Origin of the sequence: Streptomyces eurocidicus (assembly GCF_002891295.1) — a bacterium.
GTDB lineage: Bacteria > Actinomycetota > Actinomycetes > Streptomycetales > Streptomycetaceae > Streptomyces > Streptomyces eurocidicus.
This window is the reverse complement of record NZ_LGUI01000006.1, coordinates 163057-178737: the sequence shown is the minus strand read 5'-3', so window position 1 is coordinate 178737 and position 15681 is coordinate 163057. Positions and strand designations below refer to the sequence as shown.

The window sequence follows — 15681 nt, the reverse complement described above, 5'->3', positions numbered from 1 at the left end:
TCGTCGGACACCCGAGCGGTACGCCCGCGTCACCCCCTATCGTCGGGGCGTGCGCAGTCGACAGCTCGTCCTCGCCGTCACCCTGGCCGCCCTCCTCCTCACCGCGTGCGGTTCGTCCCGGGAGTCCGGTCCCGAGCCGCCCGGCCCCACCGGCATCCGTGCCGACGGTGCCCGGCTCGTCTACCGGGGGCAGGGGAAGGCCAGCGCGCAGAATCCCGCGTTCTCGCCCGACGGGCGGCGGATGCTGTTCACCCTCTTCCACGACGGCTACAACGAGGGTGCCGCGGCCCTCCGCGTGGTTCCGCTCGACGAGCGCGCGGCCTCCGGGCGCTCCGCCGGCACCTTGCTCGACGAGTCGGACCGGGCCGCGGTGAACCTCCCGGGCGCCAGCTGGCACCCCTCCGCCGGGGTCACCTTCGCCTCGGACCGGGCCGGGCGCGACGAGGTGTGGGTGCTGCCGCCGGGCGCCGGGAAACCCGTACGGGTCACCGAACACCGGGGTGAGTCGGGCTACCTGGAGCCGAGTTTCTCGCCCGACGGGCAGTGGATCGTCTTCCAGGAGAGCCTGGAGGAGGAGACCGGGAGCGAGCGGCGCCGGCCGTCGCGGGCCGCGCTCGGCTCCCTGTGGAAGGTGCGGCGCGACGGCAGCGGGGCGACGCGGCTGCTGGACGGGCCCGCCACCGGGACGGACAACCGGCAGCCCAACTGGTCGCCGAAGGGGGACCGGCTGGTCTTCCAGCGGCGGGAGCGGAACAGCGACGCGTGGGCGCTGTACGTGATGAACGCGGACGGCACCGGCCTGCGCAGGCTCACCGACGGCCCCGGCGAGCACACCGACCCCAGCTGGTCGCCCGACGGCAGGTCGGTGGTCTTCTCCTCCACCGCCGGGGGCCTGGACGTGCCGCAGATCTTTGTGATCCCCGCGGCCGGCGGGGCCCCGGTCAGGGTGACCCGGAGCCCCGGCGGCTACGACGGCGCGCCCAGCTGGTCGCCGGACGGCCGGTGGATCGCCTTCGAGACCCACCCGGGGGACGAGGACCGGCCGACCTCGCTGTGGCGGATCCCCGCCCCCGGGGCGGTCACCCGGTGAGGGCCGCTCAGCCGGTGGTGACGGTCAGCAGGGAGTACTGCGCCACCGTCAGATCGACCGTGGCCGTGGAGCCGGTGACCCGCCAGGCGACCGGCTGCGGGGCGGGCGAGGGCGTGTCCGGCGTGCTGACGGTGGCGGACAGCACCCGCTTGCCCGCCGGGACCGCGACCGCGACCGTACAGGCGGCCGGGGTGGTGCGGAAGGCGGTCGGCGTGTCCTGGCAGTGGGTGAAGTTGACCAGCTGGACGACGGTGTCGTCGCCGAGCGTGCTCACCTCCAGATGGATCCTGGGGTCGCCGGTCAGCGTCACCGCGGGGGTGACGGCCGCCCGGACCGGCGCGAGGAGCAGATCGGCGCTCGGCTGGTCCGTCGAGGCCAGATAGCTCTTGCCGATCAGGTTCCTGACGTAGTGACAGGTGCCCGCGCCGAAACGATTCTCCTTGGTGGCGGGCAGCGGGTCCGCCTTGCGGAAGCCGAGCACGTCGGCCAGCGCGTACTCACCGCGGGCGGAGCCGAACTGGTCGAGGCCCGTGGGCGCCGGGCCGGTGATCACGACCGTGCCCCCGCCGGAGACGAAGCCGCGCAGCACCTCGGCCTCCTGGTCCGACACCGCCTGGAGGTTGGGCAGCATCAGCACCCGGAAGCGGGTCAGGTCGTCGGCGGTGAGCCCGGGACTGGTCACGGTGGAGAACGGGACGTGCGCGTACACCATCGCCTTCACCGTGCCGCGGAACTCGCCGAGCCACTCCTTGGTGGTGCAGCTCTCCTCCGCGCTGCCCGTGCTCCACCAGTCGCCGGACTTGATCCCGGCCGGTGCCTTGGCGTTGGCGTACATGCCGCTGCCGATCGAATGGCTGACGAAGTCCCGCGACGCCGAGGAGTGGTAGACGCCGACCTGGGCCGCCGGGGCGGCGTTGTACAGCTTCTCCTGGTTGGCGGCGACGAAGGCGTACATCCGGGTGCGCATCGCCTTGTCGGTCGACGCGGCCTTGAACGGGCTCTTGACCTCGTACGGATTGCAGCCCGCCGCCAGCAGCTCGGCCATCACCAGCGCCGCGTCGTCGGCCTTCCAGCCGTAGGAGAACGCCCACGCCGGCTTGGTCCCGCTGGCCGCCCGCGCGTATTTGTACATCGAGATCAGGCAGGTCCAGTCGGTGGCCGTGGCGTGGCGCATCCCGTCGTAGTTGCCGAGGATGTCCACCTCCCAGACATGGCTCACGCCCTCGGCCTTGCGGAGGTACGCCCCGTCGAGGCCGACCGAGGTGGCGTACTGGTAGTCCATGCTGACCGTCTCGACGAAGGTCACCAGGTCCGGGTTGACCGACCGGCCGGCGGCGGCGATGTCGAGCTGCCACTGGTTGAGGTTGCGGTGCCGCCACTCGACGTAGCGCCGGAAGGGCAGGCTGCTGAAGTCGTCCTTGGCGGGCAGCGCGAGCCCGGTGTCGGCCCGGAAGGCGTCGGCCGCCCAGGTGGAGCCGTCGCACCAGCTCAGCGCCCCGTCGAAGTAGATCGGCACATCCGGCCACACGGCGTCCAGACCGGTCCGCGCGAGCGCCTTGATCCGGCCCAGGTAGAAGTCCCGCCAGGGGGAGTTGGGGCTGACCCAGCAGCTCTCGTCACCCGGGTCCACCCAGACCACCAGGCTGCCGTAGAAGACGTTCGGCCTGCCGTCCAGGGAACGCTGCACCCAGGACTTCCCGTCGCCGTCCTTGTAGAACGACTTGCCCTTCTCGCCGCCGATGGTGATCACTTCGAGCGACGGGTAGTACATCACCACCCGGATGCCGGCGGCGTGCGCCAGCTCCACAAAGCTCTTGATCTTCCCCAGGTGCGTGGTGAAATCCGCCTCCGTCACCCAGTTCGACAGGATCGTGTCGACCTCGATCACATTGACGTTCTGGGCTTTGAGCGCCGTGATGACCGGCTTCATGTCGAGCTGGGGATCGGCGTCCTCGTCGAACGTGCCGTCGGCCAGCCGGGCGAAGCGGCTCCACTCCGGGAAGGCCGCCCGGGCGTCCGGCGTCGCCGCCCAGGCCGGGCTCTCCAGCAGGTGGTACGGGCCCGGGATCCGCGGCGCCAGCTGGGCCCCCAGCGCCACGCCACCGGCTCCCAGGCCCGCCCGTAAGAGCCCTCGACGACTGAATCTTCGCATTCCGCTCATGGACTTCCCCTCGTCCTCGCGACGGTGTCTGCACGGTGCCCGCAAAGTCTGCCCGATCCGGATCGTTCCGGCGGGCGAACGCGTATACGGCGGGACGCCCTCCGCCTGCCGCCCCGGCCGCCCTCCGGCGGGGGACAGGGGCGCCCTCCGGCCGGGGGACGACGACGTCCTCCGGCCGATCCCCGTCCCCGGGGATGTTCCGACGGGCCCGGCCACCGCACCCTGGAACCTGTCACCGCGCACCGCGGTGACAGGACCGGAACCGGACGGAAACCCAAGACCTCGGGAGCGAGTTGTGGCGAAGCACACCGAACCGGCCGTCGGCCGGCTCTGGACCGTGAACATCACCACCGACCGGGACCCGGAGCGGCGGACCATGACGCTCCGGTGCTCCGTGCCCGGATGCCGGCCCGATCCCGTACCCCTGCCCACGCCCACCGCGGCCCGCACGGCCGCGGCGGGCCACCTCGCCGCCCACGGCCACGCGGCCGGGCCCCCGCCGCCCGGCAGCGGCTGCCGTTGCGGGAAGGAGGGCTGCGCCTGGCACGCGTGGACCGTCCCGGGCTGCCGGGGCGAGGCCGTCGGGCAGGTGATCCTCCACACCGGCGCGGGGCGGCTGTGGCGGCTCGCCGAGCTCTGCGGACACTGCGCCGCGTCGATACCCGACGCCCGCGAGCTGCGCCCGCTCAACACCGGCGGGGCCACCGGTGCGCACCTTCGGGGCGGTTGTTGGGCCGGATGGAGCAGCGGCGGCGCAGACCGTCCGCAGGCTGGATAAACTCCCGGCGCCCTTACAGACAGCTACATCTGGACACGAGGAGTGCCGTCATGGCCGAGGTAAAGCTGACCGCCGAGCCGCGCACCGAATTCGGCAAGGGCTATGCCCGTCGCATCCGCCGCGCCAACAAGGTCCCGGCCGTCATCTACGGCCACGGCGCGGACCCCAAGCATGTCGCCCTCGACGGGCACGCGCTGATGATGGCGCTCAAGACCCCGAACGTGCTGATCAAGCTGGACATCGAGGGCAAGGGCGAGCTCGTCATCCCCAAGGCGGTCCAGCGGGAGGCGCTCCGCGGCTTCCTCGTCCACGTCGACTTCCTGGCGGTGAAGAAGGGCGAGAAGGTCACGGTCGAAGTGCCGATCCTCACCGAGGGCGAGCTGGCGCCCGGCGGCAACCTGCTGGAGCACATCCTCAACGCCCTGCCGGTGGAGGCCGAGGCCACCCACATCCCGGAGGGGTTCACCGTGTCCGTCGAGGGGCTGGAGGCCGGGCACACCATCCGGGCCGGGGACATCGAGCTGCCGCGCGGCAGCACCCTGGCCGTCGACGAGGACGCCGCCGTCCTCCAGGTGGTGGCCGCGCAGGCCGAGGAGCCCACGGAGGAGGAGGCCGAGGAGGAGGGCGAGCCGGCGGTGGCCGAGGCCGAGGCGCCGGAGGCCCCCGAGGAGGGCTGAGCCCCGGGTGCGCGGCCTCTCACGGGGGCCGCGCACCCGGCCCGGCGTCAGGCCGCCGGCGGCTCGGGCTTGATGACGGCGAAGGGGGCGCCGAACGGGTCGGCGATCCAGGCGATCCGGCCGGCCTGCGGCACGTCCGCGGCGGGCACCAGCACCGTGCCGCCGTGTTCCTGCGCGGTGGCGACGGTCGCGTCGGCGTCCTCCACGGTGAAGTACGGCACCCAGCGCGACTCGTCGTCGCCCTGGAGCGGGACGACGCCGCCGAACGCCGCCTCCTGGGCGTCGCCCTCCGCCGTGGTCAGCACCCGGTAGGTCATCCCGGGGATCTCCATCTCCTGGCTCCGCCACGCGAACAGCGAGCGGTAGAAGGCGAACGCGGCCTCGGGGTCCGCGGTGTGCAGCTCCGCCCAGCACAGGCTGTGGGTCTCCGAGGCCCGCTCCAGCCCCTGGACCGCCGCGGGCTGCCAGACGGCGAACTCGGCACCGCCCGGGTCGGTGAGACAGGCCATCCGCCCGGCGTCCATCACATCGAACGGGGCCACCCGGACCCTGCCGCCGCCCTGCTCCACGGCCTTGGCCGTGGCATCGGCGTCGGGCGTCCGGAAATACACCGTCCAGGCCGGGCTCGCGCCCTCCTCGGTGAGCGGGCCGAGCCCCGCCACGGTCCGGCCGTCCAGCTGGAAGAAGCCGTAACCGCCCGCGTCCGGCCCGGCGGACTGAAGGTCCCAGCCGAACACCGCGCCGTAGAACCCCGCGGACGCCGCGGTGTCGGGGCTGCCGAGGTCGAGCCAGTTGGGCGCGCCGGTCACGAAGTCTGTGGTGAGCATGGTGGAGTGCTCCTTCGACGGTCCTCGCCGGGGCCGACCCCGCAGGCGCGGCGGGCGGTGTCCCGGGCCGGGTCCCAGTCTGGCACCGGCCACCGGCGATCGCGCGGGGCCCGCCCGCGGCACGCCCCCCGCGCGTGGAGTCGCGCAAGAGCGGCCGGGAGCGGGCCCGAGCCTTCCCCGGCGTCACCGGTGCGGGACGCCGGGGAAGGCCGCGAAGAGAAGAAGAGACGCCGGAACGGCTCAGATCGTCGCCGTGTCGATGACGAAGCGGTACCGCACGTCGCTGGCCAGCACCCGCTCGTACGCCTCGTTGATCTGGTCGGCGCGGATCAGCTCGATATCGGCGCCGAGGCCGTGCTTCCCGCAGAAGTCCAGCATCTCCTGGGTCTCCGGGATGCCGCCGATCATCGAGCCGGCGAACGACTTGCGCTGGGTGATCAGGGCGAAGGGGGAGATCGGCAGCGGCTTCTCCGGGGCGCCGACCTGGACCAGGGTGCCGCCGGTCCTCAGCAGGCCGAGGTAGGCGTCCAGGTCGACATCGGCGGAGACGGTGTTGACGATCAGGTCGAAGGTGCCGGCCAGGGCCTCGAAGGTGGCCGGGTCGGACGTCGCGTGGAAGTGGGCCGCGCCCAGCCGCAGGCCGTCGTCCTTCTTGCGCAGCGACTGGCTGAGCACGGTCACCTCGGCGCCCATGGCGTGCGCGATCTTCACTCCCATGTGGCCGAGGCCACCGAGGCCGACAATGGCGACCTTCTTGCCCGGGCCCGCCTTCCAGTGGGCGAGCGGGGAGTACAGCGTGATGCCCGCGCACAGCAGCGGGGCCGCCGCGTCCAGCGGGATGCTGTCGGGTATGCGCAGGGCGTAGTTCTCGTCGACCACGATGTGGGTGGAGTAACCACCGTAGGTGACCTGACCGTCGCGGCCGGTGGCCCCGTAGGTGCCGACCATGCCGAGCTCGCCGGTGCAGTACTGCTGGAGGCCGGCCAGGCAGTTCTCGCAGGTGCGGCAGGAGTCGACGAAGCAGCCGACGCCGACGCGGTCGCCGACCGCGTACCGGGTCACGCCGGAGCCGACCGCGGCCACCACACCCGCGATCTCATGGCCCGGGACGATCGGGAAGTTGCCGTCGTCGCCCCACTCGCCGCGCACGGTGTGCAGGTCGGAGTGGCAGATGCCCGCGTACTTGATCTCGATGAGGATGTCGTGCTCGCCCGGCGCACGGCGCGGAACGGTGATCCGCTCCAGCGGGGCCTTCGGGGACGGCGCGGCGTAGGCGGGGACAGTGGTGTGGTTCATGGGGCCAAGGATGCGGCCGTCCGGCGAGGCTAGCCAGGACCCGGCCGAGCCTAGTCTCGGTGTGCCTGCTCCTGCCGTGACTATCCCTGACAGTGCCACCCTGGCCTGCGGGAACGCCCCGCATACTGGGGCCATGGACCAGCGCACCGAACTGAGCGAGTTCCTCCGCTCCCGCCGAGCCCGCCTCAGCCCCGAGGACGTCGGCCTGACGCCGCACGGCGGCCGGCGGCGGGTACCCGGGCTGCGCCGGGAGGAGCTGGCGCAGCTGGCCGGGGTCAGCGTCACCTACTACACGCGCCTGGAGCAGGGCAGGGGGCAGAACGTCTCGGCCGGGGTGCTCGACGCCATCGCGGGCGCCCTCCGGCTGAACCGGGCCGAGCGGGACCACCTCACGCACCTGTCCCGTCCGGTCACCCGGTCCCGCCGGGCCCCCAGCCGCCCGCAGCGCGTCCGGCCGGCCGTGCAGCACCTCATCGACGCCATGGACAGCGTCCCGGCCTACGTCCTCGGGCGGCGGCTCGACATCATCGGCTGGAACCGCATGGCGTGCGCGCTCCTCGGCGACCTCGCCGCCGTGCCCGCCCCGCAGCGCAACATGGCCTGGCAGATCTTCCTCGACCCCGGCTCCCGCGACCTGTACGTGGAATGGGAGCGCAAGGCGGCCGACATCGTCGCCCTGCTGCGCCTGGAGGCCGGCTGTTACCCCGACGACCCCGGGCTGTGCGCGCTGGTGGGGGAGCTGTCCGTCAAGAGCGAGGAGTTCCGGGGCCTGTGGGCCGCCCACGACGTGCGGGACAAGTGCTTCGGGGTCAAGCGGCTGCACCACCCCGTCGTGGGGGAGCTGACCCTCTCGTGCGAATCCCTGGTGCTGCCCGCCGACTCCGGCCAGCAGCTGATCACCTATCACGCCGAGCCCGGCTCCCCGTCCGCCGAGTCCCTGCGGCTGCTGGCCAGCTGGACCCTGGACCCGGCGGCACGCCCGCAGCCGTCGCCGCAGCCCGGTACGTAGGCCCCGCTGCCGCCCGGTCAGGGCCGGGGCACCCCCACCGGGTTGGGCACCGGGACGACACCGGTGTCGACGAGGTGCCGGCTGAGCGGCACGGCCAGCCGGATCGCCTCCTCGACACCGGACGCGCCGAGCGCCGCCACCGGGTCGGCGGCGAGCCGGTCGGTGGCCTCCTCCAGCTGCCGCCGCAGCACCCCGCCCGCCCGGGTCAGCCGCTCGTCGCGGTCCAGCAGGCCGCGCGCCCGCAGCCTGCGCCGACTGGCCTCCCAGTCCGCCTCCGTCCACCCCCGGTGGGCCTCGAAGAGCGCCCGGGGCACGGCGCCGGTGGCCACGTGCGTGAGGGTGGCGTCCAGCCCGCGCAGCCCGGCGTGGACGGCGGCCAGGACGTGCCCGTCACCCCGGTGCTCGCGCAGCACGGTCGCGGCCAGCCACGCCCGCACCGCGACGGGGGCCGGCGGGCGTACCAGGGACCAGCCGGCGGCCAGCGGCCTGCCGTCGAAGTGACAGGCCGCCGCCGCGTGTTCGAGGAGCTCCGTGAGGGCGGCCAGCCGGTCGCCGGAGCCCGGCGGCAGCGTACGTTCCAGGGCCGCCCCCACCGCGTCGAGACGAGCGCGCAGCACGGCGTCCGGCGTCGCGCGGTCCCAGGCGCCGGGCAGTGCCCGCGCCACCATGTCCGGCGCGAAGCCGTAGAGGACGGCGGTCGCGGGCACGGCGCCGAGCGGTCCCAGCGGGGCGACGCGCCCGGTGAAGTACCCCGTCCACCAGCCCCGCAGGCCCAGCGCGCGGGCGGCGTCGGCGGGCTCGGGCGTGAAGTAGACCACGGAGTGCAGGGGTTCGACCGCTTCCCAGAAGCGTCTGGCCAGCGTGGGGCTCGGGTCCATGAGGTCCTCCCGGTGGGGTGCCGGGGCGGGCCCCGGGCGGTGGAGGAGTCCCCGGCCCCGCTCCCCCGTTCCGGGGCCGGGGACTCCTTGCCCGTCTCGGTGGTGAGGCGGAGGGGCCGTAGCAGGCTCTCCTCCGGTCGGGCGTCGCCAGCATCGCTCTTGCCATCGCGCGGGGACAGTGCCAATTTCGGTGAATGGACCAGAGGGAGCGGGACGTCGGCTGGTGGGTGCGCGTGGTGCTGGACGGCTGGTGTGACCGGCCGGGACCGCGCTACCGGCGCATCGCCGCGGCGCTCACCGACGCGGTGGAGCGCCGTCTGATCACCGCCGGTGACCGGCTGCCCGCCGAACGCCCGCTGGCCGACGCCCTCGCGGTGAGCCGGGGCACGGTCGTGCGCGGCTACGAGGAACTGGCGGCGGCCGGTCTCGTGGGACGGCTCCAGGGCTCCGGCACGTACGTACGCTCCCCGAGGCCCCGCGAGGAACCGGGCCGGGTGCGGGAGGACCCCGCCGCCGCGCTGTTGCGCCGTCGGCTGGCCGGTGCCGGCGAGGCGATCGACCTTTCGCTGTCCGTACCGGCGGACACTTCCCACCTGCCCTCCGTGACCGGGGTCGACCTTCTCGCCGACGCCCGCGACCACGGCCTGCACCCCGAGGGCACGCTCCGGCTGCGCACGGCCCTCGCCGCCCATCTCACCGACCGGCTCCGGCTGCCCACCACGGCCGGGCAGTTGATCGTGACGTCGGGGACGCGGCAGGCGCTGCGGCTGGTCGCCGAGGCGGTCGCGGGGCCCGGTCGTACGGTCGTGACCGGGTGCCCCACCTCGGCGGACCTGCTCGCGGCGCTCTCCGGCCGGGGCGCGAGGCCGCTCACGGTGGCCGCCGACCGGTGGGGCCTCGACGCCCAGGCCGTTCTCCGTGCGGCCGCCCGGTCGCCCGCCCCGGTCGTCTACGCGGAGACCGCGGCCCTGCCGGCGGCCCGGCGCGAGACGCTGCTGCACACGGCTCGCCGTACCGGCGCGCTCCTCGTGGAGGACCTCGCGCGGGCGGGTCTCGTCCTCGGCCCGGACCCCGTGCCCGCCCCGCCCCTGGCGGCGGCCGACGACGGCGTCGTCGCCGTCGGTTCGCTGTCCCGGATGTTGTGGGCGGGACTGCGCGTCGGCTGGATCCGCGCCCCGGCTCCGCTCCACGAACGGCTGCTGCGGCTGCGCTCCGTCCACGACCGCGCGCCGGGGGTCCCCGCGCAGACGCTCGCCACCCATCTGCTGCGGGTGGTCGACGAACCCTGGTCCGAGGCCCGGCGGGCGGTCCTGCGCGGCCGCAGCGAGCTGCTGCTCGGGCTCCTCGCCCGGCATCTGCCGGCCTGGCGGCCCGAGCCGCCCGCCGCCGGTCTCTCGCTGTGGGTCACGGTGCCGGTGGCCGACAGCGAGACCTACGCGCATCTGGCGGCCCGCTACGGCGTCATCGTCGCCCCCGGGGCGGCCCACTGCGTCGACGGGCGCCACCACGCGGGCGTCCGCCTGTCGTTCGCCGAGCCGCCGCACCGGCTGGAGGCCGCCGTCGACCGCCTCGCCGCCGCGTGGGAACACCACACGCGTGACCTCGCCGCCACCCCCGTGCCGGCCCCGCGGCCGCCTCGGCCCGCCCGGGGATCCGGCCCGTCCGGCGGTTGAGGACCGGGTCCGCGGCCCGGCCCCGCACCGTGCGCCGGAGGCGGGGGAAAGGGCGGGGAAGAGCGAAAGGAAAGCCCCCGGGGCACCGCCGATGTGGTGCCCCGGGGGGACGTCGGTGAGCCGCTGCCCGGGTCAGCGCTTGACCGACTCCTTGGGGGTGTTCCCGGCCGTGACGTTGACCGCGGCCCAGGCCCGGTCGACCGCCGCGTACTCGGTGCCGTTCGCGCCGTACATGTCCGCGGCCGCCTGGAGGGTGGCCGTGCGGGCCTCGTGGAAGTCCGTCGTCGAGACCATGTAGCGGGTCAGGGCGCGGTAGAAGATCTGCTCGGCCTTCTCCCGGCCGATGCCGCTGACGGCCTTGCCGTCGTACGTGGGGGAGTCGTACTCCACGCCGCCGACGGTCTTCTTGCCGCTGCCCTCGGCCAGTAGGTAGAAGGCGTGGGAGGAGACGCCCGAGCCCGCGTGCACCTCGCGGTCGAAGGAGTCGGCGTCCCAGTAGTCGACGGTGCCTTCAAGGACGTCCATGGAGGGCTTGTCCATGCGGCGCAGGAACTTCTGCTCCAGGCCGAGCTTCTCGCCGAGCAGGTAGTTCGGCGGGTTGCCGGCGTTGTTGGTGCGGAACTCGACGCCGGTGCCGAAGATGTCGGCGAGCGACTCGTTGAGCGAGCCGGCCTCGCCGAACTGGTTCTGCCGGGCGTCGACCCGGGTCGGCTGGAAGTCGGCCGTCGCCTCGATCACGCCGTGGCTCAGCTCGTGACCGGTGACGTCCAGGGCGACCAGCGGCTGCTTGAACGTTTCTCCATCGCCGTCGCCGTAGAGCATGCAGGAGCAGTCGGGGGACCAGAAGGCGTTGCCGACCTTGTCGCCGAAGTGCACCAGGGCGTGCGGGCCGGCGCCGTCGTTCTTGATGCCGTCGCGCCCGAAGGTGCTCTTGTAGTAGTCGAAGGTGCTGGTGATGCCGTACTGCGCGTCCACGGCGGCGGTGGCGGAGTCGGAGGTCGTGCCGTTGCCCCAGCGGTTGTCGCCGTCGGTGAGCGCCTTCCCCTCGGAGAAGTAGTTGAGCTCCTTGCCACCGGCGTCACGGGTCTCCCCGCCGCCGCGGCTGGGGTCCTTCAGTACGAAGGAGTCCTTGGCGGTCTGCGTGGTGACGAGGGGGACGTTCCCGGCGAAGAACGAGGCGCCGGTGCCGTCGGCCCGGGCCGGGAAGCCCGCGTCCGGCTGCACCTTGCGCGGCGGCGCGGCCTTGGGGCCGGTGCTGGGGGTGGCCTGCTTGCCCTGGCTGCGCAGCTTGTTCCGGAGCTTGGGGGAGATGAAGGCGTCGGTCAGCGGGGTGTCGCTGAGCACCGTGCCGGAGGTGGCGTCCACGACCACGGAGTGGAGGCCGCCGGTCTCCTGCGTACGGCTGTCGGTGACGGTCACCCGGTAGGCCAGGACGGACTTGCCGCCCCGGACGTCGACGACCAGCTCCGTCTTGGCGGCGGAGCCCTTGGCGGCCCCGGCGGCCTTGGCCGCGGCCTGCGGCGCCGTCAGCTTGGGGGTGACCGAGGAGAGGGAGACCTTGTGCTGGATCGCGCGGGTGACGCCCAGGTAGTTCTGCTTGGCGTCGAGGTGGACGACGAGGTCGCCGCCGACGACGGGGACGCCGCGGTAGACGCGGGTGAAGCGGACGTGCCGCTTGCCCTCCGGGTCGACGAGGGTGTCCTTCACCTTGAGGGTGTCGTCCTTGCCGACCCCGGTCTCGGCGGCGTGCGAGAGGGCGGCGGCGCCGGCGGCCTTGATGAGCGAGGCGTTGGCGGCGGTGCGCGAGGCGGATATGGAGGAGGCGCGGGCGGCCTCCCTGACCTCGTCGGGCGTGGCCGCGAAGGCGGTGCCCGCCATGGTCGCGGCGGTCACCACGGCGACGGCGGCGGTGACTATTCGTCTGTGGTTCGTGGGGGATATACGCACTGTTCAGCGCCCTTGTCGTGAGGGCGGTACGGGACGTGCCCGCCGCCTGCATGCGCGCGGCGCCGTCTCCGGCGTACCGCGGGAACCTGTGGTCCCGCGGAGGACTCTGCCCGAATTGGCATGCCCACGAAAAGTGGAAATTTCACAATGTCCGTACAGTTGATCAACTGTTTACATTGAACGAACGGACGGTGAGGGGGCGGTGACGTGCCGTCGACTCGCAGGTGAAGACGGGTCAACTCGCGGGGAGGTTGACGTCTCGTGGGAACTGCTCACGATGTGAGACGGGGACGGTGGTTTTCCCTAGGTGCGCCTGCGGCGGGCTATTTCCCCACCCCGCCCCTTCCCGAATGTCCTCAATCGCCGGACGGGCTGAAATCAGCCCGTCCGGCGATTGAGGACACCGCGCGGAGCGCGGAAAAGGGGGCCCGGGGGCGGAGCCCCCGGTTACGGGAAGGGGCGGGGTGGGGACAAGGCCCCGCGCAGCGGCAACCGTCACACCGGCCAGCGGCCGCCCTGGATCCGGGTCCCCACCGCCCGCAACCGCCGCGCCACCTCGTCCCCCGCCAGGTACACCCAGGCGCGCACCGTCCCGCCGCCCGCGGGCAGCACCGGGCGTTCGACGCGCACGTAATGCCGCCCCGCCCCGCCGGGCAGACTCCCCTCCAGCCGGTCCAGCGCGGCCAGCACCCCGTCGTGCTGGTCCGCCGCCAGGAACACCAGGTCCCCGAAGACCTCCCCCGTCGCGTCCGGCACCGCGTACGGATACCCCGGCCCCTCGAAGAGCACCGCCCCCCGCATCCGGGCCGGTTCCTCCGCGACCGTCCGCCCCCGGAGGAAGGCCGAGTGGTTCCGCTGCCCGGGACGCAACGTCCCGTAGACGAACACCGGCAGCCGCTCGCGCTCCGCGCTCACCAGGGGTCTCCCTCCACCGGCCCGGCGCACCCCGAGGTCACGGTCGCCGGAAGGCGGGGGCGCGCTGCCCGCCGTAAAATACCGGGTATGGGAGAGCGGCAGGTCGCGCCCTCCGCCCCCGAACTCGTCGTCGAGGCCGACGGCGGCTCGCGCACGATGAGTCCGGGCCGGAGCTATCAGGTGGGGCGCGATCCCCTGAGCGACATCGTGCTGCGGGACGCACGCGTCTCGTGGCACCACGCGATCCTGCGCCCCGTGGGCGACCACTGGACGGTCGAGGACACCGGCAGCACCAACGGCACCTGGGCCGAGGGCCGCCGGGTGAGCGCCGTGGACGTCGGCCCCGGCAGCGTCCTCCGCTTCGGCAACCCCGCCGACGGCCCCGCCGCCGTCCTCAAGGGACCGCCCCCGCCCCCGGCGCGCCGTCCCTCGTCCGTGTCGCTCCCCGCCGCCACCGGCACCTTCCGGCAGCCCACCTCCGTACGCCCGCTGCCCTCCCGCACGGTCCACATCGGCCGCGGCGCCGAGAACGACCTCACCGTCGACGACCTCGTCGTCTCCCGCCGCCACGCCGAGCTGCACGCCCTGCCCGCCGGCGGTTACGAGATCGTCGACCTCGGCAGCCACAACGGCACCTACCTCAACGGCGGTCTTGTGCACCGCGCGCCGGTGCGCCCCGGCGACATCGTCGGCATCGGGCACTCCGCCTTCTGCCTCGTCGGCGACCAGCTCCAGGAGTACGTCGACACCGGCGAGGTCTCCCTCGACGTCCAGGACCTCACCGTCCAGGTCGGCAAGGACCGCAAGACCCTCCTCGACGACGTCTCCTTCCCCGTCGGCGCCAAGTGCCTCCTCGCCGTCGTCGGACCCAGCGGCGCCGGCAAGTCCACGCTCCTCAACGCCCTCACCGGGCTGCGCCCCGCCGACCGCGGCACCGTGCTCTACGACGGCCGCGACCTCTACCACGACTACGCCGAGCTCCGCGCGCGCATCGGCCTCGTACCGCAGGACGACATCCTGCACACCCAGCTCAGCGTGCGCCGCGCCCTCGGCTACGCGGCCGAGCTCCGCTTCCCCGGCGACACCGCCAAGGCCGAACGCCGGGCCCGGGTCGACGAGGTGATCGGCGAACTCGGTCTCCAGCAGCGCGTCGACCAGCCCATCCACAGCCTCTCCGGCGGCCAGCGCAAGCGCGTCAGCGTGGCCCTCGAACTGCTCACGAAGCCCTCCCTGCTCTTCCTCGACGAGCCCACCTCGGGCCTCGACCCGGGCATGGACCGGTCCGTGATGACCATGCTGCGCAAGCTCGCCGACGACGGCCGCACCGTCATCGTCGTCACCCACAGCGTCCTCAGCCTCGACCTGTGCGACCGGCTGCTGGTCCTCGCCCCCGGCGGCCGCACCGCCTACTACGGCCCGCCGGAGGAGACCCTCCCGTTCTTCGGGCAGCCCCGCTGGCCCGAGGCGTTCGAGGCGTTCGAGAACGACAAGGACCGGGACTGGGCGGGCCTCTACCGCGCCTCGCCGCAGTACCGCCAGTACGTCGGCGCCGCCACCGAACAGCCCCACCTCGGCGGGGTCCCCGCGCCCGTGCCCGCCCCCGCTCCGCTCAAGGCCCAGAGCTGGGGCGCCCAGTTGCGCACCCTGGTGCGCCGTTACACCGCCGCGCTGACGGCCGACCGCACCTTCCTCGCCATCATGATCGCCCTGCCGTTCGTGATGGGCGCCATGGCGCGGGCGCTCGCGGGCAGCCGGCTCAATACCGAGAACGCGATGAACGTCCTGCTGATCCTGTGCGTCGGCGGCGTCCTGACCGGCGCCGCCAACGCCGTCCGCGAACTGGTCAAGGAACGCGCCATCTACCGCCGTGAACGGGCCGTCGGCCTGTCCCGGTCCGCCTATCTGATGTCGAAGGTCGTCGTCCTGGGCCTGGTCACCGTCTGCCAGGCAGTCGTCCTGACCCTCGTCGCCCTCTTCGGCGTCCGTACCTCCGCACCCGGGGGCAAGGGCGTCCTCATGCCACCGCTCGTGGAGATCGCCCTCGCCGTCGCGCTGCTGTCCTTCACCGCCATGATGCTCGGCCTGCTGGTGTCGGCGCTGGTGAGCAAGGAGGAGGTCACCATGCCGCTGCTGGTGCTCCTCGCCATCGTCCAGGTCGTCTTCTGCGGCGCGTTCCTCAAGCTGGCCGGTGTGGCCGTCCTGGGCCAGCTCTCCTGGCTCGTGCCGTCGCGCTGGGCGCTGGGCGCGATGGGCGGCACGCTCGACGTGGAGCGCCTCGTCCCGGGCAAGCTGACCACCGATCCGCTCTTCGGTCACAGCGCGGGCGTCTGGCTGCTCGACATGGCGATGATGGTGGTCCTGTCGGCCCTCTTCGGCCTGATCGTCGTGCGGCTGCTGCGCCGCCAGGAGCCCGCGGTCATGCGGAAGTGA

12 protein-coding genes are annotated in these 15681 nt (G+C 73.4%); 6 read left to right on the top strand and 6 right to left on the bottom strand.

Annotated features, from left to right (window positions below; all coding sequences use genetic code 11):
• Positions 1-49: 49 nt before the first annotated feature.
• Positions 50-1090 carry a TolB-like translocation protein gene (locus AF335_RS20155; protein ID WP_102919825.1) on the top strand — a complete coding sequence of 347 codons (1041 nt, stop codon included), beginning with the start codon at positions 50-52 and terminating at the stop codon, positions 1088-1090.
• Positions 1091-1097: 7 nt separating this feature from the next.
• Here the strand turns inward: AF335_RS20155 and AF335_RS20150 are convergent, their stop codons facing one another.
• A complete protein-coding gene (locus AF335_RS20150) occupies positions 1098-3188 on the bottom strand; it encodes a type 1 glutamine amidotransferase family protein (RefSeq protein WP_244927100.1) in 2091 nt (696 codons plus the stop codon).
• Positions 3189-3546: 358 nt separating this feature from the next.
• Between AF335_RS20150 and AF335_RS20140 the strand changes: the two genes are divergently transcribed.
• Both AF335_RS20140 and AF335_RS20135 read left to right on the top strand, forming a co-directional pair.
• Positions 3547-4029, top strand: a complete 483-nt coding sequence (locus AF335_RS20140) for a hypothetical protein (protein WP_102919823.1) — start codon at positions 3547-3549, stop codon at positions 4027-4029.
• Positions 4030-4079: 50 nt separating this feature from the next.
• Positions 4080-4706 (top strand): 50S ribosomal protein L25/general stress protein Ctc, encoded by a 627-nt coding sequence (locus AF335_RS20135; protein WP_102919822.1) that lies wholly within the window; start codon positions 4080-4082, stop codon positions 4704-4706.
• 47 nt (positions 4707-4753) lie between these two features.
• On the opposite strand, the gene AF335_RS20130 is transcribed toward AF335_RS20135, so the two are convergent.
• Both AF335_RS20130 and AF335_RS20125 read right to left on the bottom strand, forming a co-directional pair.
• Positions 4754-5533, bottom strand: a complete 780-nt coding sequence (locus AF335_RS20130; RefSeq protein ID WP_102919821.1) for a VOC family protein — start codon at positions 5531-5533, stop codon at positions 4754-4756.
• Positions 5534-5773: 240 nt separating this feature from the next.
• Entirely contained in the window at positions 5774-6829 is a 1056-nt protein-coding gene (locus AF335_RS20125) for an NAD(P)-dependent alcohol dehydrogenase (RefSeq protein WP_102919820.1), read from the bottom strand.
• A gap of 133 nt (positions 6830-6962) precedes the next feature.
• Between AF335_RS20125 and AF335_RS20120 the strand changes: the two genes are divergently transcribed.
• The gene (locus AF335_RS20120; protein ID WP_102919819.1) at positions 6963-7838 is read left to right on the top strand and encodes a helix-turn-helix transcriptional regulator; all 876 of its coding nucleotides are present in this window, start codon (positions 6963-6965) and stop codon (positions 7836-7838) included.
• A gap of 17 nt (positions 7839-7855) precedes the next feature.
• On the opposite strand, the gene AF335_RS20115 is transcribed toward AF335_RS20120, so the two are convergent.
• Positions 7856-8716 (bottom strand): SCO6745 family protein, encoded by an 861-nt coding sequence (locus AF335_RS20115; RefSeq protein WP_102919818.1) that lies wholly within the window; start codon positions 8714-8716, stop codon positions 7856-7858.
• Positions 8717-8910: 194 nt separating this feature from the next.
• On the opposite strand from AF335_RS20115, the gene AF335_RS20110 reads away from it, so the two are divergent.
• Positions 8911-10389 (top strand): aminotransferase-like domain-containing protein, encoded by a 1479-nt coding sequence (locus AF335_RS20110; protein ID WP_102919817.1) that lies wholly within the window; start codon positions 8911-8913, stop codon positions 10387-10389.
• 132 nt (positions 10390-10521) lie between these two features.
• Here the strand turns inward: AF335_RS20110 and AF335_RS20105 are convergent, their stop codons facing one another.
• Both AF335_RS20105 and AF335_RS20100 read right to left on the bottom strand, forming a co-directional pair.
• The gene (locus tag AF335_RS20105; RefSeq protein ID WP_102920095.1) at positions 10522-12267 is read right to left on the bottom strand and encodes a M4 family metallopeptidase; all 1746 of its coding nucleotides are present in this window, start codon (positions 12265-12267) and stop codon (positions 10522-10524) included.
• Positions 12268-12831: 564 nt separating this feature from the next.
• The gene (locus tag AF335_RS20100; RefSeq protein ID WP_184743672.1) at positions 12832-13251 is read right to left on the bottom strand and encodes a gamma-glutamylcyclotransferase family protein; all 420 of its coding nucleotides are present in this window, start codon (positions 13249-13251) and stop codon (positions 12832-12834) included.
• 87 nt (positions 13252-13338) lie between these two features.
• Here AF335_RS20100 and AF335_RS20095 point away from each other — a divergent pair, with 87 nt between their 5' ends.
• The gene (locus AF335_RS20095) at positions 13339-15681 is read left to right on the top strand and encodes an ABC transporter ATP-binding protein/permease (protein WP_102919816.1); all 2343 of its coding nucleotides are present in this window, start codon (positions 13339-13341) and stop codon (positions 15679-15681) included.